This window comes from Pseudomonas sp. PLB05, from assembly GCF_021106615.1.
Classification (GTDB): Bacteria; Pseudomonadota; Gammaproteobacteria; order Pseudomonadales; family Pseudomonadaceae; genus Chryseomonas; species Chryseomonas benzopyrenica.
This window is the reverse complement of record NZ_JAJOHO010000004.1, coordinates 425765-451072: the sequence shown is the minus strand read 5'-3', so window position 1 is coordinate 451072 and position 25308 is coordinate 425765. Positions and strand designations below refer to the sequence as shown.

Sequence of the window (25308 nt, the reverse complement as noted above, 5' to 3'; positions counted from 1 at the left end):
CCCATGAAGATTCGCGAACTCGCTCACCAATGGGAGCAGCAGGCCACCACCTCCGGCACCACCCGCAGCTACCGCCTCGACTTGGAAGTCGAGACCGCGGCCCGTCTCGAGGCCCTTTGCGAACTCTATCCCCAGCGTACGCCCGAAGCCTTGCTCAGCGAGTTGCTGGCGGCCGCCTTCGAAGAACTGGAAGCCAGCTTTCCCTATGTGCAGGGCGAGGAAGTGGTGGCCACCGATGAACTCGGCGACCCCCTCTACGCCGATGCCGGCACGACGCCGCGCTTCCTGGAACTGGCGCGCAAGCACCTGCATCGACTGCAGTCCGACACGGCGGATTAGCCGCCGACCTGCAGCTTTACCTACGCCGCTACCGCTCTGCCAAGCACCTCCACGCCACGGCAAAATTCGATAGCCAGTGAACATTTTTGTCGGATGAGCGGTCACAGAGTCAGACCGCAGCGCTGGACGAGGGCTGGTTGTCAGCACCCGCCACGGACCTCTCGGGGTCGTGCCGGGCTTGTTTCCACATGCGGCTTTCCATGACCAGGCGCCCGCCCTGCCCGTGCCGGCGGCGCGCTTTTCGGATCAACAACGGAGCTTGAATCCATGAAGAGTGCCACTGCCCAAAAGTCCCTTTCCAAAGCCTGCACCCTGAAACTGGCAGCCCTTGCCCTGGGCAGCTCGCTGTTGCTGGCCGGTTGCGCCGGCAATCCGCCGACCGCGCAGATGGCCGTGACCCAGTCCGCCGTCAACGAGGCCGTGAGCTCCGGTGGCAACCAGTTCGCGCCCATCGAGACCAAGTCGGCCCAGGACAAGTGGACCCAGGCCCAGACCGCCCTCTCCAACGAGAAGTACGAAGAAGCCAAGCAACTGGCCGAGCAGGCCGAGTGGGATGCCCGTCTGGCCACCCGCAAGACCCAGGCCGCCAAGGCCGACGCCGCGCTCAAGGATGCCCAGAACAGCATCCAGCAGATCCGTGAGGAAGGTCAGATCAACCTGCAGCTCCAGCAGAACCTGCAGAAGAAGGTCCAGCAGTAAGCGACCGCCCCTTTCCTCCCTTCACGAACTCAAAGGACGACCATCATGCGTAAACACATTCTGATCCCTGCCGTGTCGCTGCTCAGCCTGGCCCTGGCCGCCTGCTCCACGCCGCCCAACCCGAATCTGGAACAGGCCAAATCCGACTATTCCGCACTGGAGTCCCAGCCCCAGGCTGCCCAGCTGGCCGCCCTGGAGACCAAGGATGCCGGTGCCTGGCTGCAGAAGGCCGAAAAGGCCTACAAGGACGGTGAAAACGAGAAGACCGTCGACCAGTTGGCCTACCTGACCAACCAGCGCATCCAGACGGCCATGCAGACCATCAAGCTGCGCATGACCGAAGCCCAGATGCAGAACGTCGACGCCGAGCGCACCCAGGCCCGCCTGGACGCCCGTACCGCCCAGCTCAAGCAACTGCAGGATGCTCTGCAGGCCAAGCAGACCGAGCGTGGCACCGTGGTGACCTTTGGCAACGTGCTGTTCGACTTCAACAAGGCCGAGCTCAAGCCCCAGGGCTATGCCAATGCCCAGAAGCTGGCCGATTACCTGAAGCAGAATCCCGAGCGCAAGGTGATCGTCGAGGGTTACACCGACAGCGTCGGCAGCGACTCCTACAACCAGCAGCTGTCCGAGCGTCGCGCCCAGGCCATCCAGACCGCCCTGGTCAGTGCCGGTGTCGAGCCGAGCCGCATCCAGACCCGTGGCTATGGCAAGGCCTTCCCGGTGGCCAGCAACAGCAATGCCTCCGATCGCGCGCTGAACCGTCGCGTGGAAGTGACCATCTCCAACGACGCCAATCCCGTCGCCCCGCGCATGTAATGGCGGCGTGAAAGCAAAAGACCCCGCCAGGCGGGGTCTTTTTTTGCCTGCGAATCGGCTAGCGGCGCTTGCCGCCCAGCAAGGAGCCGAGCAGCCCACGCACCAACTGCCGCCCGAGCTGATTGGCCGCCTGGCGCGCCGCGCTCCTGAGCGCGCTCCCCGCGAGCTCCCCCACCAGATCGCTGAGGGCACCGCCCTGCCCCGCCTTGGTCTTTTCCGCAGCCGGCGCCTCCGCCGGTCCCCGCTCGGCCTGACGCTCCCGCAGAATCTCGTAGGCCGACTCGCGATCGACCGCCCGCTCATAGCGACCCGCCTGGGGCGACTGACGGATCAGCGTCTGACGCTCGGCTTCGCTTAGGGGACCGACCCGGGATTGCGGCGGCGCGATGGCCACGCGCTGGACCATCGCCGGCGTGCCCCGGTCTTCCAGGCTGCCTACCAGGGCCTCGCCGATGCTCAGTTCGGTCAGCACCTCCAGGCTGTCGAACGCCGGATTGGGTCGGAAGCCGTCGGCCACCGCGCGCAAGGCCTTCTGCTCCCGCGCCGTGAAGGCGCGCAGGCCATGCTGGATGCGCAAGCCCAGCTGGGCGAGAACGGCATCCGGCAGGTCGCTGGGCGACTGGGTGACGAAATAGACGCCGACGCCCTTGGAGCGGATCAGCCGTACCACCTGCTCCAGGCGCTCGCGCAGGGCCTTGGGGGTATCGCCAAACAGCAGATGGGCCTCGTCGAAGAACAGCGCCAGCACCGGCTGGTCGGCATCGCCGCGCTCGGGCAGTTGCTCGAACAATTCGGCCAACAGCCAGATCAGGAAGGTGGCGTAGACCTTGGGCGCCTCGTGCACCAGGCGGCTGGCGTCGAGCAGGTGGATGCGGCCACGGCCATCGGGCTCGGGGCGCAGCACCTCTTCCAGCTGCAACGCCGGCTCGCCGAAGAAGGCCTCGGCGCCCTGCTGCTCCAGGGTCGCCAGCCGGCGCAGCAGCGCCTGGGCCGAGGCGCCGGTGAACAGGGCACGGTCTTCGCCAAGGATCTCGGGCTGTTCGCGCAGGTGATTGAGAACCGCCTTGAGGTCCTTGAGGTCGAGCAGCAGCAGGCCTTCGCGATCGGCTACGGTGAAGGCAGCGTGCAAGGCGGCCTGCTGGCTGTCGGTCAGCTCCAGCAGATTGCCCAGCAGCAGCGGCCCCATCTCGCTCAGGGTGGTGCGCAGCGGATGACCGCGCTGGCCGTCGACGTCCCAGAGGGTGACCGGATAGGCGCGGGATAGATGCGGCAGGCCCTGGGTGGCGATGCGCTCGGCCAGCTTGCCTTGGGGCGCGCCGGCCGCGCCGAGGCCGCAGAGATCGCCCTTGATGTCGGTGGCGAAGACGGCGACACCGGCGTCGCTGAAGGCCTCGGCGAGGCACTGCAGGGTCACGGTCTTGCCGGTGCCCGTGGCGCCGGCGATCAGGCCGTGGCGGTTGGCCAGCTTGAGGGGGTGGCCAAGGGGTTGGCCAGCGTTCTGGTCAGCTGAAACGGCGGTACCCAGGATCAGCAGGGGCGTCGAGGACATGGCGCAGCTCCGTAGCGGTTCTGCGCCAGCTTAACCCGAGCGTCCGCGCTCAGGTACGGTTGCGAATGCGCTCGACGATGGCGGTGGTGGAGCTGTTCTCCACCAGGCCGAGGATGCGCACCTCGCCGCCATAGCCCTGCACGATCTGGGCGCCGACCACCTCTTCCACGCTCTTGTAGTCGCCGCCCTTGACCAGCACATCCGGGCGCACCTGTTCCAGCAGGCGCTCCGGGGTGTTCTCGCTGAAGGGAATGACCCAGTCCACCGCGCCGAGTCCGGCCAGCACCGCCATGCGCCGGTCGACGCTGTTGATCGGTCGCCCCGGGCCCTTGAGGCGGGTCACCGAGGCATCGTCGTTGACCGCCACGATCAGCCGATCGCCCTGGGCCCGCGCCTGCTCCAGATAGGTCACATGGCCAGCGTGGAGGATGTCGAAGCAGCCGTTGGTGAAGACGATCTTCTCGCCGTGGGCGCGGGCGTCCTCGATGGCCAGTTGCAGCTGTTCCAGGGTCAGGACGCCGCGCTCCGAGCCTTCCGAGCGCTGCACCGCGCGCCGCAGCTCGGGGGCACTGATGGCGGCGGTGCCCAGCTTGCCGACCACGATGCCGGCGGCCAGATTGGCCAGGCCCACGGCCTGGGGCAGGTCCTCGCCAGCGGCCAGGGCGGCGGCCAGGGTGGAGATCACGGTGTCGCCCGCGCCAGTGACATCGAATACCTCGCGGGCCCTAGCCGGCAGGTGCAGGGCCGCCTGGCCGGGACGCAGCAGGGTCATGCCGTGCTCGCCGCGGGTCACCAGCAGAGCGCCCAGGTCCAGGCGCGCCATAAGTTCGCTGCCCTTGGCCACCAGTTCGGCATCGTCGGCGCAGACGCCGACGATGGCTTCGAATTCGGACAGATTCGGCGTGATCAGGCTGGCGCCGCGATAGATGGAGAAGTCCTTGCCCTTGGGATCGGCCAGCACCGGGATATTGCGCGCCTTGGCCAACTGGATGAGGGCCTGGTGGTTCTTCAGCGCGCCCTTGCCGTAGTCGGACAGCACCAGCACCTTGACCCCGGCCAGCATGGCGGCGGTGTCCGAGGCCAGCGCCTGGGCATCGGTGTCGAAGGGCTCTTCGAAGTCGACGCGAATCAGCTGCTGATGGCGACTCATGATGCGCAGCTTGACGATGGTCGGCTGCTGGGCGATGCGCTGGAAGCGCACCTGCACATGGGCGGCTCTCAGGCTGTCGGTGAGGGCATCGGCGGCTTCGTCCTGGCCGGTGACGCCGACCAGATAGGCCGGTGCGCCCAGGGCGGCGATATTGAGGGCGACGTTGGCCGCGCCACCGGGACGATCCTCGTGCTGGTCGACGCGCACCACGGGCACCGGCGCCTCGGGGGAAATCCGCGAGGTGGTGCCGTGCCAGTAGCGGTCGAGCATCACGTCGCCGACCACCAGGACCGGCGCGAGATCGAAGCGAGGCATGGTCAGCTTCATAGGGACAGGCTCCAAAGCGCGAAAATGGCGGCGATCATAGCATAGGGGCCAAGGCGCCCCGGAAGCGCCTGCCGGCGGGAGACGCCGGGGTCAGGGCTCGTCGCGGCGGCTTATCCAGAACAGCTCGTGACGGCGCACGGCCTTGCGGAAGAACTCGTCCTCGCCGGTGCGCGGCCAGCGGCGTCCAGCCAGCAGCCACTGGATGGTGCGGCGCAAGCGTTTCTTCGCCGGCAGCGGCACCAGCAGGTCGTGCTGCATACCCAGGGCCATGGCCTTGTCCAGCCGCCGCTCGGGGGTCAGCAGCGGACTCCAGGGCACCAGGGGCGCGGGCGTCTCGATAGCCGGCGGCAGGGCGATGCCGCCTTCGGCTGGGCCCATGGGCCAGCGGTCGTTGTCGTGCAGGTGGTTGGCGTAGAGCAGTTCGAGTTCGGGCTGCCACTGACTGAGCGTCAAGGCCTCGCGCAGGGCCTGGGTACTGGCCACGTGATCGGCATGGGGATCGATCTGCGGATGCGGCAGCACCACCACCTCGGGGCGAAAGTGCTCCAGCAGCGCCACCAGGTCGGCCACCAGATTACGCCAGGTGGGGGCGCCATCGACATCGCCGGGCAGTTGCAGGGGATTGTGGCGCCGGGCGCTGCGCACATCGCTCTCACCGGACTCGCGGGAGCCGAAGGCGTCTTCCGGTGCCTGGCGCATGGCCGGCAATTGCAGGCAGTAGTAGCCCAGCTGCACGCAGCGCTCCGGCGGTACCCCGCCCCACAGCGGCGTGACCAGACTGTCCCAGGTACGCAGCCGCCCCTTGAGCCGGGCCGCGGCCTGGCGGTCGAGGCCCAGGCGCTGGTAGTGCTCGGCCTCGATCTCGCCCTGGGTCAGGGTGACGATACTGGCTTCCCGCGCCTGGCTGTAGAGCCCGAAGGCGGCCAGCTCGGCATCGTCGGCATGGGGCGCGATGACCATTACCCTTTTTTCGCGTAGATCCGGCTGGGCGAAGACATGCAGGCGCAACTCGCCCTGCAGCCGACAGAAGCGCGTCCAGAGGTGCAGCTCGCCACGCCGCAGGGCCTCGGCATAGCCGCTGAGGTTGACATAGCGCCGCCCGGCCACGCCACGCTCGAAGTCCTGGCGATCGCTATCGTCGCCCGCCCGCAGCCGCACCTGGGGATCCAGCAGTCGGCCGAGCCAGCCGGCACGCAGGCGGCACTCCAGGAACAGCGTCAGCTCGCCCGGCGGTAATTCCACCGCGGCCAGGCGACCGTGCTGCAGATGCAGGCCCAACACCAGGGTGTCGGTGGGGAACTGGTAGCTGTAGTTGTCACGCGGCGAATAGAAGAGATGGTCGGCGAACCAGGCCTCGTGGCCGAGCCAGACCAGCAGCGCCAGCAGCGGCGCGCTCCACCAGGGCCCGAGCGCCAGGCAACCGAGCAGCACGACGGCGATGACCGCCAGGACCAGCCGCTTGTGACGGCGGTGACGCTTGAGCAGGGCTTGTTTGCGGGCGGTCATCTCAGCTCTCGAAGACGGTGACGCGATGGCACCAGCGGTCCTTGTAGTCGCGATCGGCGCGGCCGAAGGAATAGCGCAAGGCCTTGCCCAGGGCGCGGGCATCCTGCCAGGCGGCCTGGGTATTCAAATAGGTGAGGACGCTGCCGGGACTCAGGTCGCTGGAAGCAGGGTCGACACCGCCGTTGACGTATTCGACGCTGATCCATTCGGGCGCTTCCACCCGATAGAGCACCTGGATGGCCACCGGGCGCTCGCCGAGCATGAGCAGCGACCCGGTCATGAACTCCCGCAGCAGGGCGAACACCTCGGCCAGGCGCTCCTTACCCGGGACCTCGAAGCCCCAGCGCGCCTCGAACAGCTCGGCATAGATCCGCGCCTGCTCGGTGCTGTCCAGCTCGGCCATGGGTACAGCACGACCGCCAGCATCTTCGAAGAGCCGCTGCTCGCGACGCTGGTTGTAGCGGAATTTCTTCGACCAGGCTTCCGGCTCGCGGAGCATGGCCAGTTCTTCGCTCTGCCGACGCAGACCGGCGAAACGCTCGTCGCACAGTGGCGACAGATAGCGGGCGCGCTGCCGCAGGGGCGCCGCACTACCCGGCGCAGCGGGCAGGATGATCTCGGCATTGCCCAGGTCGAACAGGGCGCGCTGGCGGCGCTTCTTCAGCACGCTGCGCGAGAGCGCCAGTTCACGGCCCCAGCAGGGTACCGCGGCCTGCAGACCGTCCGCGCCGGGCCAGCCCAGGTAGCGCACCGGGATGCCGGCCAGTTCGGCCAGACGCGCGACGATCTCGGGGTGAGTCGCGACGCTGCCGCCATGGCGCTGCCAGGTGGCGGCATAGTCGGCCGCGGAAATCGTCGTCCAGCCGCGTTCGCGCCAGAAACGGAAGCTATTCAGCATGGGACGCGGGCGCCGCGGGAGCGACGTCCTCGAATTGCTTGGCGTGCAGGCGCGCATAGTAGCCGTTCAGCGCCAGCAGCTCGCCATGGCTGCCACGCTCGACGATGCGGCCATGGTCCATCACCAGGATCAGGTCGGCCTTCTCGATGGTGGAGAGGCGATGGGCGATCACCAGGGTGGTGCGCCCCTGCATGACCCGGTCCAGCGCCGCCTGGATGTGGCGCTCGGACTCGGTATCCAGCGCCGAGGTGGCCTCGTCGAGGATCAGCAGCGGCGCGTTCTTCAGCAGCGCCCGGGCGATGGCCAGGCGCTGGCGTTGACCGCCGGAGAGCAGCACGCCGTTCTCGCCGACCTGGGTGTCGTACTGCTGCGGCAGGCGCTGGATGAATTCGTCCGCATAGGCCGCTTCAGCCGCCGCCTTGACCTGCTCCATGGGCGCCCCGGCCAGATCGCCATAGGCGATGTTATTGGTGACGCTGTCGTTGAACAGGGTGACGTGCTGGGTCACCAGGGCGATGTGCCGGCGCAGGTTGTTCAGGCGATAGTCCTGGATCTCCAGGCCGTCGAGGAGGATCTTGCCCTGTTCGTGCTGGTAGAAGCGCGGAATGAGATTGGCCAGGGTCGACTTGCCACTGCCCGAGCGACCCACCAGGGCCACCATCTGGCCGGGCTCGGCGACGAAGTCGATGCCTTCCAGCACGGCTTTCTCGGTACCCGGATAGCGGAAGGTCAGGTTGCGCACCTCCAGCCGACCCTGGACGCGCTCGCGCTCCTCGCGGCCTTCGTCGCGCTCGGCGGGCTCGTCGAGCTGCTCGAAGATGCTTTCCGCACCGGCCACGCCGCGCTGGATGGTGGAGCTGACTTCGGAAAGCTGGCGGATCGGCTTGGGCAAGAGGCCGGCCATGGTGATGTAGGCCACCAGGTCGCCGGCGGAGGCCTCGCCACGCAGCCAGAGCACCAGGAACATCAGCACCGCCATGGCCGAATAGATGACCAGCTGCAGCATGGGCGTATAGACCGCGCCGGTCTTGGTCATGGTCAGCTGCTTGTCGGTGTTGGCGGTGCTGGAATCGAGGAAGCGCTGCTGCTCGTAGGTTTCGCCGCCAAAGCTGCGCACCACCCGATAGCCCTGGATGGCCTCGGAGGTGATGTGGGTGACGTCGCCCATGGCCGACTGGATCTTGCTGCTCTGCTTGCGGAACTTGCGACTGGCGCTGGTCACCATCAGGGCGATCAGCGGCAGGATGGCCACCATCACCAGGGTCAGCTTCCAGTTCATCCACAGCAGCGAGGCGAACAGGAAGATCACGGTCATGCCCTCGCGGATCACCACCTTGATCGCCTCGGTGGCGGCGCCGGTCACCATGGTGACGTTGAAGGTGATACGCGAGATCAGGTGGCCCGAATTGTTGGCGTCGAAATAGCGATTGGGCAGGCGCAGCATGTGGTTGAACAGCGCCACGCGCAGGTCGTGCACCAGGCCGAGGGAGACCCGCGCCAGGAAGTAGTTGCCGAGAAAGGAACCGACGCCCTGCCAGGCGGCGATGAGGATGATCATCAGCGGCACCGCCTGCACCAGGTGCAGACCACCGACGATGGGCCAGCCCGGGAACATGGAGGCGTTGGGATTGTTCAGGCCATCGACGAAGTACTTGAGGATGCCCGCCAGCATCGGCTGGGTGGAAGCGAAGATCAGGAAGCCGACGATACTCAGGGCGAACATGCCGATGTAGGGCCGCACGTAGCCGAGCAGGCGGAAATAGATCTTCAGACTGGAGGTCTGCGCAGGGGAGTCTTGGCTCATGGTCTCGTCGTGACGCAAAAGCGCCATGTTAACACGCACCCGCCGCTGACCCAGCCAGGGGATTTTCCGCTAGGCTGGCCCTCCCCCGCCACGGAACACCTAGCATGCCGCCGCTGATCGCCACCTTCGCCGAACTCAAGGATTACTGGCGCCTGGAGGTGCTGGACGCACCCGGCAAGCCCTTGCGACTCAAGCGTCTGCTCCGGCGCGTCACCGCGGGAGAGAGTCCGAGCTTTCTGTTCTGGTATCGCCTGGCGCAATTCCTCTACTGCCGCCCGCGTGGCCTGCTCAACTATCGCAAGCTGGCCGAGCGGATCAATCGCCGGCTGATCCGCCGGCACAACATCGAGATCCTGCTGGGCGCCCGTATCGGGCCCGGGCTGCGCCTGCCCCATCGCATGGGCATCTGCGTGTCGAATCTGGCGGTGATCGGGCGCAACGTGATGATCCGTCAGCACACCACCATCGGCATCAAGAGCGACGATCCGGCGCAACTCGTCGGCATCTTCATCGGCGACAACGTCAGCTTCGGCGCCCACGTCTGCATCGTCGGCGACCACCTGACCATCGGCGACAACGTGGTGATCGGGGCCGGCGCCCTGGTGATGCGCGACATCCCCGCCGACAGCCTCTACTACAGCCGCCACGAGGCGGTGATCCGGCCGCTGCCGGGCGCTACGCCCGGGGATGCCGCCCGCTGAGGATGGTCCGCAGCATCCGCGGCAGCACGCCATACAGATAGAGACGATTGCCTAGCAGCTGCCGCCCCAGGTAGCGCAGCACCTTGCCGCGGGAAGCGCCCTTGTAGTGCAGACGCAGCAGCAGGGCGACATAGAATTTCTCGATGTCGCGAAAGCGCCGCTGGGCCGGGGTTTCCGCTTCCAGTTCGGACAGCGAATGGTCGAGGATGCCCGCGCAGAGCAGCTCGACTGACTCTTCCCGGGCCAGCGCCTGGACGCGCAGGAAAAAGGAGACATCGACGCCATAGAGGGCGAAGCGCTCGTCGAAGACATCGCCGTGGCGGGCCGCGATACGCGCGGCCAGGCCCTGCGTCAGGCACAGGCCCGAACTGATGGTCACGGTGGCCTGGGGATCCAGAGGTCCTTCGGTGGTCACCACCGCCTTGTACTGGTGGGGATAGCGGATGGCGCCGGCCCCCAGCACCAGGGGGACCAGCAACTCGGCCTCCTGGCCGAGCGCCTGCAGATAGCGCCCGTCCACCACGGTGTCCTGGTCGAAGATCACCAGGCGCTCCGCGCCCTGCCGCAACGCCAGGTTGTAGACCCGACTCAGGGGTGGATTGCCGACGTCCTCCCGGATGAGCACCTCCGCCCAGCCCGGCGCGGCCAGCAGGCGCTGCCGCTCGGCGTCTTCCAGAGGCCGAGGACCGTTGTTCCAGACCAGCAGGGCACTGTCGGCCGGCAGGCTGGCCGGGGGCTGGGCCAGCAGACTGTCGAGGGTGGCCGACTCCCCGGGGCGCAAGCCATAGAGGACGACGAGAAAGAGCGTTCGCATGGGGTTTCCTGAAGAGGGCGGCCTAGCCGCGCACTCGCTTGCGCAGGTAGTCGAGGGCCGCGCTGGCTTCGTCGGCCAGGTGCGGACGCGGCAGGTCGTTGGGCCAGATGCCTTCGGCGAAGGCCTGGCGGTCGCCGCCGCCCAGACGTTCGCTCAGGGCCCGCTCCCACCAGACGTGGCGACAGGAGCGGGCGTAGCTGTCCTGGGTCGCCAGGCAGCCATAGAGCAGCTTGCGTCCCAGGCTCGCGCGCTGTTTGTCCAGTCCGGCCAGTTGCCACTTCACCCGCAGCCGCGTCCAGACATCGGGCAGCGGCTTGGTCAAGGGCACCTCTTGCCAGCTGCTCTGCAGCGTCGGGGAATAGTCTTCGCCATAGCGTTCGAAGAAGTGCGCCAGCATGAAGTGCAGAAAGCGCTTTTCCGCATAGTAGTGGCGAATGGATCCCCGGGCCTCGCTGATGGCCAGATCCGCCAGGCTGAACGACAGGGCGATCTGCTCCAGGGTATGGACCTCCTCGTCGTGGCCATGCCAGTCATCGATCAGGGCAATGGCCCGCTCGACTCGCGGCAGATGCGTCCGGGCCAGACCGCAGACCCCGCTGTTGTAGAGTCGGGTGTCCTCCGCTGGCTCTTGTCCGCGCGCGGCCAGGGCAGCGGCGAAACGGGCGAACTCCGGGCGGCTGCGGGCCTTGCGCCACGGCCACTCCTCGACATCCATGACTCCGCGCTGGTCATTGATTCCGTCGAACAGGGGAGCCAGGGGCGCCTGGACCACGGTGTCGCTGTCCAGAAAAAGGGTCTTGCCGGCCCGCGGCAGTGCCCAGGCGATGGCGCAGGCCTTGCTGCGGTGCAAATAGCCGTGCTGCCCCTGCCAGGCCTTGAGTGTCGTCCCCTCGATGGCCAGCACTTCCACCGGCCAGTCGCGATAGTCCTGTGGCCGGTCGGTCAGGATACGGATGGCGATGTCCTGCTGCTGCCGCCAATGCAGCACGCTCAGCAGGCTGAACTTCAGCTCCTGCCGATAGGCCTGAGCACCGCCATAGACGAAGTACAGGAGTTGACGTGTTGGGCGCATGTAAGAGTGCCGGCAAAAAGTCGATTCTAACAACAAGCGGCAGGATAGGGCGTAAGGGTCACTTCACAGCCTGCCACCTTCGGGTAACATGCTCGCCCTGACGTTGACGGGTCCTGCATGAAGCCTCTCGAACATTCGCGCTATCTCGAACTGCGCGACGCCGCCCAGGTAGTGGAAGCCGACCACCACGGCGACAAGGTCCTGCGCCTCACCGATGGCAGCTACCTCAAGCTGTTCCGCCGCAAACGGCTGCTGACCTCGGCCGCTCTGTTTCCCTATGCCCAGCGCTTCGCCGACAACGCCCGCCAGCTGGCCGAACGCGGCATTCCCTGTCCGCGGGTGCTGGAGGTCTATCGCGCCGCCTCGCTGCAGCGCGACCTGGTGCACTACAGCCCGCTGCCGGGTGACACCCTGCGGCAACTGCGCAACTCGCCCCAGGCCACGGCGCTGCGCCCTGCCCTAGGTGGCTTCATCGCTGAACTGCATGACAGCGGCGTCTACTTCCGGTCGCTGCATCTGGGCAACGTGGTGCTGACGCCCGACGGCGAGCTGGGCCTGATCGACATCGCCGATCTGCGCTGCCATGCGCGGCGCCTGCCGCTGCGCCTGCGGGTGCGCAACTTCCATCACCTGCTGCGCTACAGCGAGGACCGCGACTGGCTGTTCGAACCCGGTCGCGAACCCTTCCTCAGGGCCTATGCCGAAGCCTGCCGCCAGCCCCTGGACTGGCGCGAACTCGACCGGCAGCTGCAGGACTAGATCAGGGCTGGACCGGCACCGCCTGTCCCAGCGCCAGCTTGCGCCGGCGCTGCACCTCGGCCCCGACGATCATCGCCGCGGGCAACAGCACCAGCGGCCACAACTCGTCCGGATTGCCGATCAGCTTGGCGCCGTCGAAGTTGAGCATCAGCAGCGCCACGGCCAGATAGAGTCCCCAGGGATCGCGCTGGCGCAGAGCCGCGCCCAGGCTGGCCAGCATCAGCACGCCGAAGATCAGCAGCGACACCAGGCCGGTGTAGATGCCGAAGGAGACGAAGATGTTATGCGGGTGCTGGATGGCCTCGGTGCCATGCAGCAGGTCGTGACTCTGGTAACCCAGGCCGCAGCCCAGCCACCAGCCGCAGGACTCCCAGTCCTTGATCATGAAGTGGAACAGCTCGATGCGTCCGGAATCCGCCCGGCCCCAGAAGGCGACGAACCAGGCTTCGGTATGCACCACCTGGACCACTCCGGCGATGAGGGCACTGACCAGGGCGACCAGCGCCAGGGTGCGCAGCGGAAAGCGCGGAAAGGCGAAGAGCACGCCGAGGGCGGCCAGGAAGCCGATGCCCACCAGGCCGGTACGGGTCTGCAGAGCGAAGGAGATGACGACGATGCTGACCACCACCGCCGCCAGCAACTCGATCCAGCGCCGCTCGCGGATCCAGGTGGGCGCGGCCAGGCCGCCCAGGCAGACCATCCAGATGCTCACATAGATGGGATTGGAGATGCGTCCCGGCAAATGGATGACCCGCTGGCCGACCGCATAGTGGCCGGTGAGCCAGAACACCAGGCTGGAGCCCACGGCATAGGCGCAGACGACCCAGAACGCCAGGCGCACGAAGCCGGGCCGGCGGAAGAAATCGCCATCCACCAGGCAGGCCACGGTCAGCACGAACAGCAGCACATAGAGAATATGCTTGAAGAACTGTCCCTCTTCGGCCCGCACTCCCGGCACGATGAACCAGGCGAGAAACACCAGCCAGAGCAGCAGCAGCGGCGAGCGCCAGTCGATCAAGCGCGGCCGCAGGACGAAGAGGATCAGCGCCGGCAGGGCGATCGCCGCATAGTAGTAGCTGTTGATCAGCTTGGCCGTGGGGATGCACAGGTAGGCGGCCATGAACACCAACACCGCCAGGGTGAAATAGCGGCTCTGCTGCAGGCGATCGAGCAAGGGTGTCACCACAACAGGGCTCCCAGGAGTGCACCGACCAGGAAGGCCAGTGCCAGTTTGATGCGTTCCATCCGCCGACGCTTCTGCTTGTCGTTGCGGTCCTTGTCGCTGATCACGTGCTGGCCGAAGCCGGTGTGCAGCACGGCATCGTTTTCCAGGATCAGCGCATGGCGATGGGCGTCGGCATAGCGTCGGGACAGCTCCTTCTCGCCGCTCAGGTCGCCATAGGGGGCGTGTAACAGATAGTCGGCACGCCGGCGCAGACCGGGATTGAAGGAAAAGCCCTGCCATTCGGGCTTGTGCGAGCCGACTTCATGGAAGGCGATGCCGGCATGCACCTGCCGCGGCTTGAGATAGACGTAGGGGCTGTGGATCGCCAGGTCATGGGCATGGCTGCGCAGCCAGACCTGCAGCGCCTGGGGATCGGCCTCCAGCAACGCCTGGGAATCCTCGATGAAGCCGGGGCGATAGAAGGCCCAGTCGTCTTCGCAGTGGAAGATCCAATTGGTCTCGACCCGACCATAGGCGGCGTCGACACTGCGCATCTGGCCAAGCTTGGGATTGTTGACGATGAACTCGGTGTGTTCGCGCCAATGGGCGGGGATGCAGTCCCGTACCGCTTCGTCGCCGGAGTCCTCGGTGATGAAGACCCGGCGGATGGGCGCGGTGTTGAATTCGTCGAAGGTCGCCAGCGTCTGCCGGAGCAGGTCGAAGCGCCCGCAGCTGGTGACGACCACAGAGATGTCGCTGTCGGCGGAAAACTGCACGTTCTACCCTTTCTGCCAGTGGAGTCGAAAGCCGGACCTAGTGCGGCGCATCAGCGTCCCAGCCTGCCCAGCAGGCGGTGCAGGAACCCGGGAGCCACTGCCGGTCGCAGCGCTGGGGTTATAGCCGAAACGATGCGCTCACCCAAGTGGCCGAAAGCGAAAGAGTGACGCGCCAGGGCCTCTCCAGCTCTGGCGATGGCCGCAGCGTGCGCCGGGTCCCCGCGCAGCCGGGCGAGTTTCTCGCGCAATTCGTCCAGCGAGCGATAGAGCACCACGTTGACGCCATCCTCGAAACCCAGCGCCCGGTTCTCTTCTTCGCCCTGATCGAAGGTGAAGAGCACGCAGCCGCAGGCCATGGCCTCGAAGTTCTTGATCATGTATTCGCCCATGCCGACATCGGCGCCGACAAAGAAGCGGATGCGGTTGAGGGTCTGCAGGTATTCGTCGCCCGAGCGGGTCTTGGTGATCAGCAGCGGCTCGACCTTGGCCAGGTCTTCCAGCAGCTGCTTGCGGCCGCTGTAGGCCACGCTGCCCAGGCTGCCGACGAAGCCCAGTTCGATGTCGCGCTCGACACCCAGGTCGTGCAGGCGGCTGTCGTCATAGCCCTTGGGCACGAAGTGGGCGTCCACCCCCTCCTCCTGCAGCCGCCGCGCTACGCCGGCGCCGGAGACCAGCACCCGGACGTGGGGCATGGCCTGGTAGTAGCGACTGAACTTGCCGGTGTATTTGCAGGGAATGAAATTCTGGTAGGCGTCGTGTTCCAGCTCCACCAGATTGGGCAGGCTGCGGATGAACGAGACCTGTTTGAGCTGCTTCTTGAATCGCAGGAACAGCAGGATGCGGTCGTATTGCTCGGGCTGGGGCACGGCGCGGCGGAAATAGCCGCGCAGGTCGGCCTGTTCCTCGTCGCTCAGCCAGCGCAGGTCGCAGTCGCAGTGGACGGCGATGCTGGCATAGAAGTGGTCCAGCAGGATGCGTTGCTCCTTCTGGACCAGGAACAGGACTTTCACGGCGCCGGGGCCTTGAAGGCGGCGGCCATCGGCAGGCGCCAGAAGTCACGGCGCACGGCCGCGTCGGAGAAGCGTTCGGCCAGGCGCTCGCGCATGTGCTGCACGCAGGCGCGTCGCTGGCTCGGTGCCAGACGACCCAGGTGCTGCAGCCCCTGGCCGAGGGCTTCGGCATCGCCCAGGGGAAAGAGGAAGCCGACGCCTTCGACGATCTCCCGGGCGCCACCGCAGGAGGTGGCGATCAGCGGCACGCCGGCGGCCATGGCTTCCAGCAGGACCATGCCGAAGGGCTCGTGATCGGAACTCAGGGCGAAGACATCGAAGGCCTTGAAGTAGCGTCGGGCGCCTTCCACCTGGCCGAGAAACAGTACCCGGTCGGCGATGGCCAGCTCGCGGGCCAGGTCCTTGAGGTCGTCTTCCAGGCGGCCCTTGCCGAGAATCGCCAGCAGGGCATTGGCCGGTAGATTCGGCAAGGCGGCGGCGAAGCCGCGCAACAGAGTGGCCTGGTCCTTGTCCGGATGCAGGCGGCCGACGTTGCCGACGATCCAGGCCTCCTGGGGCAGCTTGAGCTCGGCGCGGGCCTGATCGGCCGGCAGCAGCTCGCGCTCCACCGCCTCGACATCCAGGCGGTTGTAGAGGGTCTCGATACGCTCGGCCGGCCAGTCCTTGAGGCGCTGGCGGATCTCGTCGCGCACCGCATCGGAGACTGCCAGGAGCGTCAGGCGCTTGCTCATCAGCTTGGCGAACAGCCGCCGGCCGAGCCGGTCATAGTCGCCAAAGGCATGGTGCACGCCGATCACCGGCAGATTGGTGGCCAGGCAGGCGATCCAGATCGGCTTGAATCTATGGGCGATGACGAAGCGGATGCCCCGCGAACGGACGATCTCGCGCAGCGCCTGAATGGCGCCGAGCTTGAGCCCGCGCACGTCGCGCGAGGAATACTCCAGGAACAGCACCTCGTCGCTGCCGCAGCCGGCCGCTACCTCGGCGTCGGCGGTGCCGGTGAGAAAGACCGTGGTGACGCGATAGCCGCTGCCCGCGAAGAGGCTGGCGGTCTGGCGGGCGCAGTCGAGGAAGGGACCGTCGTAGCCGTGACAGAACTGCAGCACCCGCGGTTCGGCGGAACGCGTCATACGCTAGCCCCCTCCTTGACCACCAGGATGTCTTCCATGATCAGGTACTGCAGATCCGAGCCGAAGAACATGTTCAGGGCATCGGTGGGCGAGCAGACCATGGGTTCGCCGCGGCGGTTGAGCGAGGTGTTGAGGGAGACGCCGTTGCCGGTGAGCTTCTCCAGCTCGACCATGAGGTCGTACCAGCGCGGATTGTGCCGGCGCTCCAGCACCTGGGCGCGGGAGGTACCGTCTTCGTGGACCACCTCGGGCACCCGGTTCTTCCACTCTTCGTTGACCTCGAAGGTAAAGGTCATGAAGGGCGAAGGATGATCGACCTTGAGCATCTGCGGCGCCACGGTATCGAGCATGGACGGGCAGAACGGCCGCCAGCGCTCGCGGAACTTGATCTGGGCGTTGATGCGGTCGGCCACGCCCGGCACGCTGGGGCAGCCGATGATGGAGCGACCGCCCAGGGCGCGCGGACCGAATTCCAGGCGACCCTGGAACCAGGCCACCGGATTGCCGGCCACCATGATCTCGGCGATGCGCTGGGGCATGTTGTCGATCCGCTCCCACTTGGGCGCATTGGGATGGCGGGCGCAGGCGGCGATGACGTCTTCGTTGCTGTAGCCGGGGCCGAGATAGACGTGCTCCATCTTCTCCACCGGCACGCCACGGGCGTGGGAGACGTAGGCGGCAGCGCCGACGGCGGTGCCGGCGTCGCCCGAGGCGGGCTGGACGAACAGCTCCTTGACCTCGGGACGGGCGATGATCTTCTGGTTGAGCTTGACGTTGAGCGCGCAGCCGCCGGCAAAGGCGAGCTTGCCGGTCTGGCGGATGATGTCGCCCAGATAGTAGTCCATCATCTCCAGCGCCAGGCGTTCGAACAGTGCCTGCATGCTGGCGGCGTAGTGGATGTAGGGATCGTCGGCGATGTCGCCTTCACGCTTGGGCCCCAGCCACTCGATCAGCTTGGGCGAGAAATAGTAGCCCTTGCCCTTTTCCTTGTAGCGACGGAAGCCGATGACGTTGGCGTAGTCGGTGTTGATGATCAGCTCGCCGTTCTCGAATTTCGCTAGGCGCGAGAAATCGTACTTGCTGGCATCGCCATAGGGCGCCATGCCCATGACCTTGAATTCGCCGTCGAGCATCTCGAAGCCGAGGAATTCGGTGAGGGCGCCATAGAGGCCACCCAGGGAGTCCGGGTCGTAGAACTCCTTGATCTTGTGGATCTTGCCGTTCTCGCCGTAGCCGAAGAAGGTGGTGGCGTACTCACCCTTGCCGTCGATGCCGAGGATCGCGGTCTTTTCGCTGAAACCCGAGCAGTGATAGGCACTGGAGGCATGGGCCAGGTGGTGCTCGACGGCTTCGAGCTTGACCTTCTTCAGGTCGAAGCCGAGCTGTACCAGGCACCACTCGATGCGCTTCTGGTAGCGGTGGTAGCGGCGATTGCCGAACAGGATGGCGTCCAGGGCGCGATCCGGGGCGTAGGCGTAGCGCTTGGCGTAGTGCCAGCGGGCTTCGCCGAAGAGACTGATGGGCGCATAGGGGATGGCCACCACGTCGACATCGGCGGGGGTGATCCCGGCCTGCTCCAGGCAGAACTTGGCCGACTCGTAGGGCATGCGATTCTTGGCATGCTTGTCGCGTACGAAGCGTTCTTCTTCCACCGCGGCGATCAGCTTGCCGTCGATATAGAGCGCGGCGGAGGGATCGTGGCTGAGGGCGCCGGACAGGCCAAGGACGGTCAGGGACACAGGTAAAGCCTCTGTACAGGGCGAAGCCAAGAGGAGTTCGCCGGGGTTTCGCGAGGCCGCTGCAGGCCCGCCTCGCCTTAAAAACGGCGAATTATAGCCGTTCAGGCAGGCCACGGGTAATGGCCGCACGCCGGAGCGGGGCCTAGCGCACGGCGATTCAGCCCCGGTACAGATGGTGGGTCGGCGATCAGGCCGGCGGCAGGCGCTCGTCGAGCAGGCGATGCAGGGCGCTGTCGGCCGGCCAGTTGCGCAGCAGCCGGGCGCGGTCGCGGGCATAGGCGCTGGCATAGGCGCGGTCGCTGGCATGGGCCTGGAAGACGTCGAGATCGATCACCAGCCAGCGGCCTTCATGCCAGATCAGGTTGGTGCCCTTGAAATCGCCATGGCCGAGGCGCTCGCGACGCAGGGCGTCGACCAGCGCCAGCAGGGCCTTCAGCTCGGCCGCCGGCGGCGCGGCATCCACATAGGGCGCGAAGCGCTCCAGCAGATTGGGCCCGTCGACGAAGGGCGTCACCAGATAGGCCCGCCCGCGCAGGCCGAGAAAGCGGCGCTCGCGCACGGCCAGGGGCTCGGGGGTGGGAATACCAAGGAAGCGCAGCCGGTGCCCTTCGCGCCAGCTGTGCCAGGCCCGGCTCGGCCGCCAGAAGCGCGTCAGCCAGTGGCCGAAGCCCTTGATGTTGTATCGCTTGAGCACCAGGTCCTGACCCTGCCACTGCAGCCGGGCCACGGTGGCGGCGCCGCCGTCCTTGAAGGTCGGCAGACCGGCCAGGGCCGCATCGGGATCGGCCAGCAGGCCTTCCAGGCGATTCAGCCAGGTGCGTCGCACGGCGATCAGGCCAAAGGCGCTGCGGGTGACGGCGAACAGGGTGCACTCCCGGCCGCTCTTCTTGAGGTAGTCGGCCAGGCGCCAGCGACGAATCTCGGCGGTGCGCGCCAGCAGGGCCTCCAGGCGCAGGGCGTGTTCGGCATTGACCAGCAGGTAGTGGATCAGCAGCTCTTCCAGCTGGGCATCCAGGGTGGCGGGCAGCTGGGCGAAGAACACCGCCAGATTCTCCTGCACCCGGGCCTGGGACAGCGGCTGGCCGACGGTCTCGGCCTGGATGTCCGCCGCGTCTATGACCAGGGCGGCGCCGTCCTTGACCAGCAGGTTGTCCAGGTGCAGATCGGCCTGCCAGAGGCCCTGGGCGTGCAACCGCGCCAGGGTGGCGAGGGCCGCGCCGAGCAGGTCGTTCTGCGCGGGAGACAGGGGCGGCTCGCCAGCGATCCGCTGCCAGAGGTGCTCGACGCTGGGCGCCGCCTCGATGAAGTCGAACAGCAACCAGGCGCCCTGCCCGCTCGCCTCGCCGCTGTCCAGCAGCGCGGGAGTCGCCGCCGCGGCTGCCGCCAGCAGGCGACAGCCCTCACGCTCGCGGGCGAATTGCCGACTCGCGCGCTCGCCGACCAGCAGCTTGGCCAGCACTCGCCGGCCCTGCCAGCGGGCCTCGCCGACATAGCGCTGACCGGGCAGCACCCTGAGCAGCGACAGCAGTTCCAACTCGCCACTGGGCAGTTCGATGCGCAACGGCAGGGTCAGCGCACGACCGGCCTTGGTCAGTTGCTCCAGGGTCATGCCTTGCGCTCCTTTTGGCGGCGACGCCCGGCCAGACGCCGACTCCAGTCGCGCACGGCGACGCTGTCCAGCGGCTGGTCCAGATAGCTCGCCAGCAGGCGGGCGATGTCCTGCTCGCTCCATTGCGGCGCGCGGCGCAGCAGGGGTTCGAGATCGCGCAGGCGATCGCGCCGGCCGAACAGCAGCGGCCGGGTCTTTTCCAGATCGATCAGCCGCGCGGTCAGGCCTTCGCCCTGACGCTGCAGGAACAGATGCTTGGGATAGAAGCAGCCGTGCACCTGGCCGGCGCCGTGCAGCTGGCGCGCCAGTTCGCCGACGGCGACCAGCACCGCCTGGCGCTCCTCGGGGGCCAGGTGCGTCCAGACACGCAGCCAGCTGTCCAGATCGCGCCAGTCATCCAGCGCCCGGGTCAGCAGGATGGCACGCCAGCCCTGGTCGTCGCGGCGCTCGCCGTAATAGGCCAGCTCCAGCGCCGGGATGCCGCGCTCGGCGTAGCGGCGGATATTGCGGCTCTCGCGGGCGAAGGTCGGCTCGCCCAGCGGGCGGGCCAGGGTGCGGGTCAGGTAGTCGCACTGGCGCTTGAGGTAGTAGCCATGACCGTTAACGTCAAGGCGAAACACCTGGCTGAAACCGCCGCGTCCCTGGTTGGGTTCGTCCACCGCGGTCAGCTCCAGCGCCCACAGCGCTGCGAAGCTGTCCAAGCCCTGGCCGGCCAGCACGGCCCGATCCTCGGCCGCCCATACCTCGTTCATTCCCGCCCCTTGAAATAGTCCAGCACCTCGCGGATGCGCCCCTTGTCGTTGTCGCTGAGGCGCGCGCGACCGCGGTATTGCAGATAGAACCGGAGGCGTTGGGTGCGTGACAGCTGGTACTTGGCCACCTTGTCCAGGCAGGCCAGGTCCTTGACGATGCGCCAGCGCAACCAGTGGCCGACCCAGAAGGCGCCGGCCGGGCAGTCGATGAGATAGAGCACGCCCTGGCCATCCACCAGCAGGTTGCGCCACTTGAGATCGTTGTGGACGAAATGGTGATCGTGCAGGGTACGGGTCGCCGCGGCCAGCTGACGACTGACCTTGTCCACCCAGACCCGGTCGCGCAGCCGCGGATCCTCGCGCCGGGCCAGTTCGGCGAGATCCAGGGTATCGGGAATCTCGCGGGTGATCATGGCGCCACGGGTGAACCCCCGGGGAGAGCGCTCCATCCCCCAGGCCACCACCGGCGCGGTAGCGATGCCCCACTTGGCGAAACGCTTGAGATTCTGCCATTCGGCCTTGACCCGCGGCCGCCCGACATAGCGCCGCAGCCCCTTGCCGGCGCCGTGGTAGCGCTTGACGTAGTAGCGGATGCCGTCGCGCTCGATGCGTACCACTTCCGACAGCGGATCGCTGGTCAGGCGTTCGCCGGCAAGGGCGAACACCGCGTCCAGCGTCGCAAATTCGGGCAGGTGGGCGACGCTGGAATCGATGCGCCAGTCAGCCATCAGAGGCGGTCCCCGTAGCGTTCCTTGCGCTCCAGCAAGGCGGCGGCCTTGCGTTCCAGCCGCGCCAGCAGCGGCGCCTCGTCGCGCAGGATCTCGCGCAGCGGCCGCTGGAAGTAGCCCTGCAGGAAGCGCAGGAAGTCACGTCGCGTCAAGCCGATGCCCAGGGCGGAGAAATACAGCCCGGCCAGGTCCTTGTCGCGCCAGCGCCGGGGCACCTGGGCGCGGCACTGGGCGCGGTGCAGGTCGATCAGCCAGAGTCGCAGATTGGCCACGGTGACCGGCTGGGCGGTGTCGAGCAGGAAATGGCAGATGTAGCAGTCGCGATGGTTGACACCGGCCCGGTGCATCGCACCGGTCATGCGCGCCACCTCGGCGATCAGCGCCCGCTTGAGCAGGGGCTCGGGCGGCTGGCGGACCCAGTCGAGGCTGAAGTCTTCGAGGCTGACGGTGGGGGCCAGCTCCTCGGTAATGATGAAGGAGTGCTGGGTCGCCGGATTGGCGCCGCGCTCGCCAAAGGCTACCGCGGTCATGGTCGGCACGCCGACCTGGTGCAGGCGCTCGATGGCCTGCCATTCCTGGCGCGCGCCCAACACCGGCTGCTTGGCCTGCAGCAGATTCTTGGCGATCTCGCCCCAGCCGATGCCGCGGTGGATCTTGACGAAGTAACCCCGCCCGGCCACCTCGGTGCGCAGGGTACGGCGCCCGTCCAGCTCGCGATAGACCTGACCCTGCAAGGCCTCCACGGCGACGAAGGGATCCTGGCCGGCCCAGAGGCTGGCGAAGGGCTCACGCAATTCCAGGGTCATGCCACCCCCAGGATGACATCGGCGGCGCGCTCGGGAAGCGAATAGAGATCGGCGCTGTCGGCGAAGGCCAGGCCGTTGCGACCCTGCACCGCGCGGCGCTCGGGATCGGCCAGCAGTTCGGCGAGCATCCGGTCCAGAGTCTCCTGGACGAAAGGCGACGGCACCACCGCGCCGGCGCGGGCCTCGTCGATGTAGTGGGCATAGCCGCAAACGTCGGTGACCAGCACCGGCAGCCCGGCGACCAGCGCCTCCAGCAGCACGGTGCCGGTGTTCTCGTTGTAGGCCGGATGGATCAGCAGATCGGCGCCGAGCAGGAAGCGCGGGATGTCGCTACGGCCCTTGAGGATCTGGACGCGATCGCTCACGCCCAGGGCCTTGGCCTGCAGCAGGAAGGGCTTGGGGTCGTCCTGGCCGATGGCGAACAGCCGGGTGCGCTTGCGCAACTCCTTGGGCAGGGATGCCAGGGCGCGCAGACTACGATCCAGGCCCTTGGTCTTGAAGCCGGAACCGATCTGTACCAGCAACAACTCGCCCTCCTCCAGGCCGAATTCGTGCCGGAAGTCGGCGCGGATCTCGGCGGCATTGGCCGGCGCACGGCGATCGGCGGCGATGCCCGGCGGCAAGAGGTGGAAGCGCGGTGCAGGCGTCCCATAGTGCTTGACGAACAACGGCTGCTGCACCTCGGAGATCATCAGGATCTCGGTCGACGACTCGGGGGCGAACACCGCGCGTTCGTATTCGGCGAAATGGCGATAGCGGCCCCACTGGCGATAGAGCGGATTGCGCAGGGTCTGGGCCTTGTCCTCGAAGCAGGGATCGGCGGCGTAATAGACGTCCAGCCCCGGCATCTTGTTGAAGCCGATCACCCGATCCACCGGATCGCGGGCGAGGTCGGCCTGCAGCCAGGCGTGGAATTTCTCGTTGCGCCGGTGATTGAACAGGGCGCTGACCCTAGCCACCCGCACGTCGAAGCCCTCAGGCACCGGGCCTTCCCAGATCAAGGTGTAGACGCGGATGGCATGGCCCCGGCGCTGGCACTCCTGGGCGATGCGCAGGAAGTCCCGCTGCAGGCCGCCAAAGGGAAAGTACTTGTAGAGCACGAAAGCCAGGGTCATGCGGGGAGGTCTTCCAACAGCAGGGTTTCCAGTTCCAGTTCGACCCGCTCCGGGGTCAGGGCGGCCAGACTCGCGGCGGGCTGATCGCGCGGCTCGTCGGTGCCATCCAGGCCCACGGCACTCAGGTGCACCTGGGCGCGGCCATAGGCACCGACCTTCTTCGGACTGGTCGGGCCATAGAGCGAGACGGTGGGCACGTCCAGGGCGGCGGCCAGATGACCGAGGCCGGTATCCACCGCCACGCACGCCCGGGCGCCGGCCAGCACCTTGGCCACCCCGGCGAGATTCAGGCGCGGCAGCACCTGGACGCCGTCGAGGCCGTCGGCGATGCGCTCGGCGCGGGCATGTTCCGCCTCGTTGCCCCACAGCAGTCGCACCGGCCAGTCCAGCTGGCTCATGCGTTCGGCCAGTTCGCGCCAGTGCGCTTCGGGCCAGTGCTTGCTGACCCAGGTGGTGCCGTGCAGGAATACCACATAGGGCGTCTCGTTGGGGCCGGCCAGGCGTTGCCGGTCCAAGCCGTAATCACCCACGCCCGCCGGCAGTGGATAGTCCAGCGCCTGGGCGAACAGCTGGCGGATCCGCTCCAGGGCGTGCTGCCCCTTGGCGACGTGATAGCGCTCGTCATAGAAGCGGCTGGCCAGGGGCTCGCGGGCGGAGTTGCGGTCGAGACCGGCGACCGGCGCCTCGGCGTAACGAGTCAGCCAGGCGCTCTTGAGCAGGCCCTGGGCGTCGATCACCCGGTCATAGCGCTGCTCGCGCACGCGACTCTTGAATTCGCCCCACTCGCCACTGGCCCAGGCGGAAAAGGGCTGCTTGCGCCAGCGACGCAGGGCCACCGGAATCACCTGGCTCACGGCCGGGTGCCAGGCGGGAATCTCGGCGAAGCCCTCCTCCACCACCCAGTCGAAGCAGATGCCGGGAATGGCCCGGGCCGCATCGGTCAGCGCCGGCAGGGTATGGATGACATCGCCGAGGGAGGAGGTCTTGATCAGCAGCACGCGCATCTAGTCCACCTCGATCGGATCGGCGACCAGGCGGCCGAGCGCCTCCTGCACCAGGCTCGGCTGCAGCAGGCGCAGGCAATCGTAATGGCCGAAGCGGCAGGTACGGTCGAAGCAGGGACTGCACTCCAGCCCCAGGCGCACCACCTCGACCTGGCTGGCCAGCGGCGGCGTGAAGCCCGGCGAGGTGGAGCCATAGACCGCCACCAGCGGGCGATCCAGGGCAGCGGCCACGTGCATCAGACCGGAATCGTTGCTGATGACCGCACCGGCACAGGAAAGCAGGTCGATGGCCTCGGCCAGGGAAGTACGCCCGGCCAGGTTGTAGACATCTTCCTCGAAACCGGGGGTGACCCACTCGCGAATCTCTTCGCCACCGGGGGCATCCTTCTGCGAGCCGAACAGCCAGACCTGCCAGCCCTGGCGCAGCCGCGCATCGGCCACGGCGGCATAGTGCTCGGCCGGCCAGCGCTTGGCCTCGCCGAACTCGGCGCCCGGGCAGAGCGCCAACACCGGCCGGTCCAGACTTAGGCCGAAGCGCTCCAGGGCGGCGTCGCGGCTGACCGGGTCGATGGCCAGCCGTGGCTTGGGATAGGGTTTGGGCAACTCCGCACCGGGCGCGTAAGCCAGCGCCATGAAGCGCTCGATCATCAGCGGATAGCGCGCCTTGTCGAGGGTGCGGATGTCGTTGAGCAGGCCGAATCTCATCTCGCCGCGCCAGCCGGTACGCTTGGGGATGCCGGCGAAATAGGGCACCAGCGCCGATTTTAGCGAGTTGGGCAACAGGATCGCGTGGTCATAGCGACCGCGCAGCTGCTGGCCGATGCGCCGGCGGGTGGCCAGTTCGAAGGCGCCGTGGCCGAGGGGAAAGCTCAGGGCTTCGCGCACCTCGGGCATGCGCTCGAGCAGCGGGCGACTCCACTCGGGGGCGAGGACGTCGATTTGGCAGTCGGGATGCTGGCGCTTTAGGCAGACGAAGAGGGTCTGCGCCATCACCATGTCGCCGACCCAACTGGGTCCGATGATCAGAATATTCATGC

General features: G+C 67.2%; 24 protein-coding genes. 5 read left to right on the top strand and 19 right to left on the bottom strand.

Features of this window, described 5'->3' with window-relative positions:
- Nucleotides 1–3: 3 nt before the first annotated feature.
- The 3 genes from LRS53_RS19920 (at nucleotide 4) to LRS53_RS19910 (ending at nucleotide 1857) form a co-directional block, all read left to right on the top strand.
- The gene (locus LRS53_RS19920) at nucleotides 4–339 is read left to right on the top strand and encodes a hypothetical protein (RefSeq protein ID WP_017640126.1); all 336 of its coding nucleotides are present in this window, start codon (nucleotides 4–6) and stop codon (nucleotides 337–339) included.
- Between the two features lie 267 nt (nucleotides 340–606).
- Nucleotides 607–1038: a DUF4398 domain-containing protein gene (locus LRS53_RS19915; protein WP_017640125.1), complete on the top strand. Its 432-nt coding sequence runs from the start codon at nucleotides 607–609 to the stop codon at nucleotides 1036–1038.
- 45 nt (nucleotides 1039–1083) lie between these two features.
- Complete coding sequence (locus LRS53_RS19910; protein WP_017640124.1) at nucleotides 1084–1857, top strand: OmpA family protein; 774 nt, start codon at nucleotides 1084–1086, stop codon at nucleotides 1855–1857.
- A 58-nt stretch (nucleotides 1858–1915) separates the two neighbouring features.
- Here the strand turns inward: LRS53_RS19910 and LRS53_RS19905 are convergent, their stop codons facing one another.
- From LRS53_RS19905 to msbA, 5 genes are all read right to left on the bottom strand, one after another.
- The gene (locus LRS53_RS19905; RefSeq protein WP_231357071.1) at nucleotides 1916–3406 is read right to left on the bottom strand and encodes a helicase HerA-like domain-containing protein; all 1491 of its coding nucleotides are present in this window, start codon (nucleotides 3404–3406) and stop codon (nucleotides 1916–1918) included.
- Between the two features lie 49 nt (nucleotides 3407–3455).
- A complete protein-coding gene (hldE, locus tag LRS53_RS19900) occupies nucleotides 3456–4883 on the bottom strand; it encodes a bifunctional D-glycero-beta-D-manno-heptose-7-phosphate kinase/D-glycero-beta-D-manno-heptose 1-phosphate adenylyltransferase HldE (RefSeq protein ID WP_231357070.1) in 1428 nt (475 codons plus the stop codon).
- 90 nt (nucleotides 4884–4973) lie between these two features.
- The gene (locus tag LRS53_RS19895; RefSeq protein WP_231357069.1) at nucleotides 4974–6389 is read right to left on the bottom strand and encodes a PIG-L deacetylase family protein; all 1416 of its coding nucleotides are present in this window, start codon (nucleotides 6387–6389) and stop codon (nucleotides 4974–4976) included.
- A 1-nt stretch (nucleotide 6390) separates the two neighbouring features.
- Entirely contained in the window at nucleotides 6391–7287 is an 897-nt protein-coding gene (locus tag LRS53_RS19890; protein ID WP_064307355.1) for a GNAT family N-acetyltransferase, read from the bottom strand.
- Nucleotides 7277–9091, bottom strand: coding sequence for a lipid A export permease/ATP-binding protein MsbA (gene msbA / locus LRS53_RS19885; protein ID WP_231357068.1), 1815 nt, complete (start codon nucleotides 9089–9091; stop codon nucleotides 7277–7279). Before msbA ends, LRS53_RS19890 begins: the two co-directional genes overlap by 11 nt.
- Before the next feature lie 104 nt (nucleotides 9092–9195).
- On the opposite strand from msbA, the gene LRS53_RS19880 reads away from it, so the two are divergent.
- Entirely contained in the window at nucleotides 9196–9792 is a 597-nt protein-coding gene (locus tag LRS53_RS19880; RefSeq protein WP_017640118.1) for a serine acetyltransferase, read from the top strand.
- On the opposite strand, the gene LRS53_RS19875 is transcribed toward LRS53_RS19880, so the two are convergent.
- Together LRS53_RS19875 and LRS53_RS19870 are read right to left on the bottom strand one after the other, a co-directional pair.
- On the bottom strand, nucleotides 9767–10606 hold the full coding sequence (locus tag LRS53_RS19875) for a hypothetical protein (protein ID WP_231357067.1): 840 nt from the start codon (nucleotides 10604–10606) through the stop codon (nucleotides 9767–9769). The genes LRS53_RS19880 and LRS53_RS19875 overlap by 26 nt on opposite strands.
- A 22-nt stretch (nucleotides 10607–10628) precedes the next feature.
- Nucleotides 10629–11678: a hypothetical protein gene (locus LRS53_RS19870; protein ID WP_231357066.1), complete on the bottom strand. Its 1050-nt coding sequence runs from the start codon at nucleotides 11676–11678 to the stop codon at nucleotides 10629–10631.
- A 117-nt stretch (nucleotides 11679–11795) separates the two neighbouring features.
- On the opposite strand from LRS53_RS19870, the gene LRS53_RS19865 reads away from it, so the two are divergent.
- Nucleotides 11796–12437, top strand: coding sequence for a lipopolysaccharide kinase InaA family protein (locus tag LRS53_RS19865; protein ID WP_231357065.1), 642 nt, complete (start codon nucleotides 11796–11798; stop codon nucleotides 12435–12437).
- A 1-nt stretch (nucleotide 12438) separates the two neighbouring features.
- On the opposite strand, the gene LRS53_RS19860 is transcribed toward LRS53_RS19865, so the two are convergent.
- The 12 genes from LRS53_RS19860 to waaF form a co-directional block, all read right to left on the bottom strand.
- The gene (locus LRS53_RS19860; RefSeq protein ID WP_231357064.1) at nucleotides 12439–13611 is read right to left on the bottom strand and encodes an O-antigen ligase family protein; all 1173 of its coding nucleotides are present in this window, start codon (nucleotides 13609–13611) and stop codon (nucleotides 12439–12441) included.
- Between the two features lie 5 nt (nucleotides 13612–13616).
- A complete protein-coding gene (locus LRS53_RS19855) occupies nucleotides 13617–14378 on the bottom strand; it encodes a glycosyltransferase family 2 protein (protein WP_231357063.1) in 762 nt (253 codons plus the stop codon).
- A 50-nt stretch (nucleotides 14379–14428) separates the two neighbouring features.
- Nucleotides 14429–15388, bottom strand: a complete 960-nt coding sequence (locus LRS53_RS19850) for a glycosyltransferase family protein (RefSeq protein ID WP_231357062.1) — start codon at nucleotides 15386–15388, stop codon at nucleotides 14429–14431.
- Nucleotides 15385–16518, bottom strand: coding sequence for a glycosyltransferase (locus LRS53_RS19845; RefSeq protein ID WP_231357061.1), 1134 nt, complete (start codon nucleotides 16516–16518; stop codon nucleotides 15385–15387). The genes LRS53_RS19850 and LRS53_RS19845 overlap by 4 nt, the downstream gene beginning before the upstream one ends.
- On the bottom strand, nucleotides 16515–18257 hold the full coding sequence (locus LRS53_RS19840) for a carbamoyltransferase family protein (protein ID WP_231357060.1): 1743 nt from the start codon (nucleotides 18255–18257) through the stop codon (nucleotides 16515–16517). Before LRS53_RS19840 ends, LRS53_RS19845 begins: the two co-directional genes overlap by 4 nt.
- A gap of 187 nt (nucleotides 18258–18444) precedes the next feature.
- Nucleotides 18445–19866, bottom strand: a complete 1422-nt coding sequence (locus LRS53_RS19835) for a lipopolysaccharide kinase InaA family protein (RefSeq protein WP_231357059.1) — start codon at nucleotides 19864–19866, stop codon at nucleotides 18445–18447.
- On the bottom strand, nucleotides 19863–20618 hold the full coding sequence (locus LRS53_RS19830; protein WP_231357058.1) for a lipopolysaccharide kinase InaA family protein: 756 nt from the start codon (nucleotides 20616–20618) through the stop codon (nucleotides 19863–19865). The genes LRS53_RS19835 and LRS53_RS19830 overlap by 4 nt, the downstream gene beginning before the upstream one ends.
- Nucleotides 20615–21346: a lipopolysaccharide kinase InaA family protein gene (locus LRS53_RS19825; RefSeq protein ID WP_231357057.1), complete on the bottom strand. Its 732-nt coding sequence runs from the start codon at nucleotides 21344–21346 to the stop codon at nucleotides 20615–20617. The genes LRS53_RS19830 and LRS53_RS19825 overlap by 4 nt, the downstream gene beginning before the upstream one ends.
- Nucleotides 21346–22152, bottom strand: coding sequence for a lipopolysaccharide core heptose(I) kinase RfaP (rfaP, locus tag LRS53_RS19820; RefSeq protein ID WP_231357056.1), 807 nt, complete (start codon nucleotides 22150–22152; stop codon nucleotides 21346–21348). Before rfaP ends, LRS53_RS19825 begins: the two co-directional genes overlap by 1 nt.
- A complete protein-coding gene (locus LRS53_RS19815; RefSeq protein WP_231357055.1) occupies nucleotides 22149–23267 on the bottom strand; it encodes a glycosyltransferase family 4 protein in 1119 nt (372 codons plus the stop codon). Before LRS53_RS19815 ends, rfaP begins: the two co-directional genes overlap by 4 nt.
- Nucleotides 23264–24271, bottom strand: coding sequence for a lipopolysaccharide heptosyltransferase I (gene waaC, locus LRS53_RS19810; RefSeq protein ID WP_017640104.1), 1008 nt, complete (start codon nucleotides 24269–24271; stop codon nucleotides 23264–23266). Before waaC ends, LRS53_RS19815 begins: the two co-directional genes overlap by 4 nt.
- Nucleotides 24272–25306, bottom strand: a complete 1035-nt coding sequence (gene waaF, locus LRS53_RS19805) for a lipopolysaccharide heptosyltransferase II (protein ID WP_231357054.1) — start codon at nucleotides 25304–25306, stop codon at nucleotides 24272–24274.
- Between the last annotated feature and the right edge of the window lie 2 nt (nucleotides 25307–25308).

Excerpts from the sequence above, each read along its gene's own strand:
- LRS53_RS19920 (WP_017640126.1), top strand. The coding sequence starts at position 4 with ATGAAGATTCGCGAACTCGCTCACCAATGGGAGCAGCAGGCCACCACC.
- LRS53_RS19915 (WP_017640125.1), top strand. The coding sequence starts at position 607 with ATGAAGAGTGCCACTGCCCAAAAGTCCCTTTCCAAAGCCTGCACCCTG.
- LRS53_RS19910 (WP_017640124.1), top strand. The coding sequence starts at position 1,084 with ATGCGTAAACACATTCTGATCCCTGCCGTGTCGCTGCTCAGCCTGGCC.
- LRS53_RS19905 (WP_231357071.1), bottom strand. The coding sequence starts at position 3,406 with ATGTCCTCGACGCCCCTGCTGATCCTGGGTACCGCCGTTTCAGCTGAC.
- hldE (WP_231357070.1), bottom strand. The coding sequence starts at position 4,883 with ATGAAGCTGACCATGCCTCGCTTCGATCTCGCGCCGGTCCTGGTGGTC.
- LRS53_RS19895 (WP_231357069.1), bottom strand. The coding sequence starts at position 6,389 with ATGACCGCCCGCAAACAAGCCCTGCTCAAGCGTCACCGCCGTCACAAG.
- LRS53_RS19890 (WP_064307355.1), bottom strand. The coding sequence starts at position 7,287 with ATGCTGAATAGCTTCCGTTTCTGGCGCGAACGCGGCTGGACGACGATT.
- msbA (WP_231357068.1), bottom strand. The coding sequence starts at position 9,091 with ATGAGCCAAGACTCCCCTGCGCAGACCTCCAGTCTGAAGATCTATTTC.
- LRS53_RS19880 (WP_017640118.1), top strand. The coding sequence starts at position 9,196 with ATGCCGCCGCTGATCGCCACCTTCGCCGAACTCAAGGATTACTGGCGC.
- LRS53_RS19875 (WP_231357067.1), bottom strand. The coding sequence starts at position 10,606 with ATGCGAACGCTCTTTCTCGTCGTCCTCTATGGCTTGCGCCCCGGGGAG.
- LRS53_RS19870 (WP_231357066.1), bottom strand. The coding sequence starts at position 11,678 with ATGCGCCCAACACGTCAACTCCTGTACTTCGTCTATGGCGGTGCTCAG.
- LRS53_RS19865 (WP_231357065.1), top strand. The coding sequence starts at position 11,796 with ATGAAGCCTCTCGAACATTCGCGCTATCTCGAACTGCGCGACGCCGCC.
- LRS53_RS19845 (WP_231357061.1), bottom strand. The coding sequence starts at position 16,518 with ATGACGCGTTCCGCCGAACCGCGGGTGCTGCAGTTCTGTCACGGCTAC.
- LRS53_RS19835 (WP_231357059.1), bottom strand. The coding sequence starts at position 19,866 with ATGACCCTGGAGCAACTGACCAAGGCCGGTCGTGCGCTGACCCTGCCG.
- LRS53_RS19830 (WP_231357058.1), bottom strand. The coding sequence starts at position 20,618 with ATGAACGAGGTATGGGCGGCCGAGGATCGGGCCGTGCTGGCCGGCCAG.
- LRS53_RS19825 (WP_231357057.1), bottom strand. The coding sequence starts at position 21,346 with ATGGCTGACTGGCGCATCGATTCCAGCGTCGCCCACCTGCCCGAATTT.
- rfaP (WP_231357056.1), bottom strand. The coding sequence starts at position 22,152 with ATGACCCTGGAATTGCGTGAGCCCTTCGCCAGCCTCTGGGCCGGCCAG.
- LRS53_RS19815 (WP_231357055.1), bottom strand. The coding sequence starts at position 23,267 with ATGACCCTGGCTTTCGTGCTCTACAAGTACTTTCCCTTTGGCGGCCTG.
- waaC (WP_017640104.1), bottom strand. The coding sequence starts at position 24,271 with ATGCGCGTGCTGCTGATCAAGACCTCCTCCCTCGGCGATGTCATCCAT.
- waaF (WP_231357054.1), bottom strand. The coding sequence starts at position 25,306 with ATGAATATTCTGATCATCGGACCCAGTTGGGTCGGCGACATGGTGATG.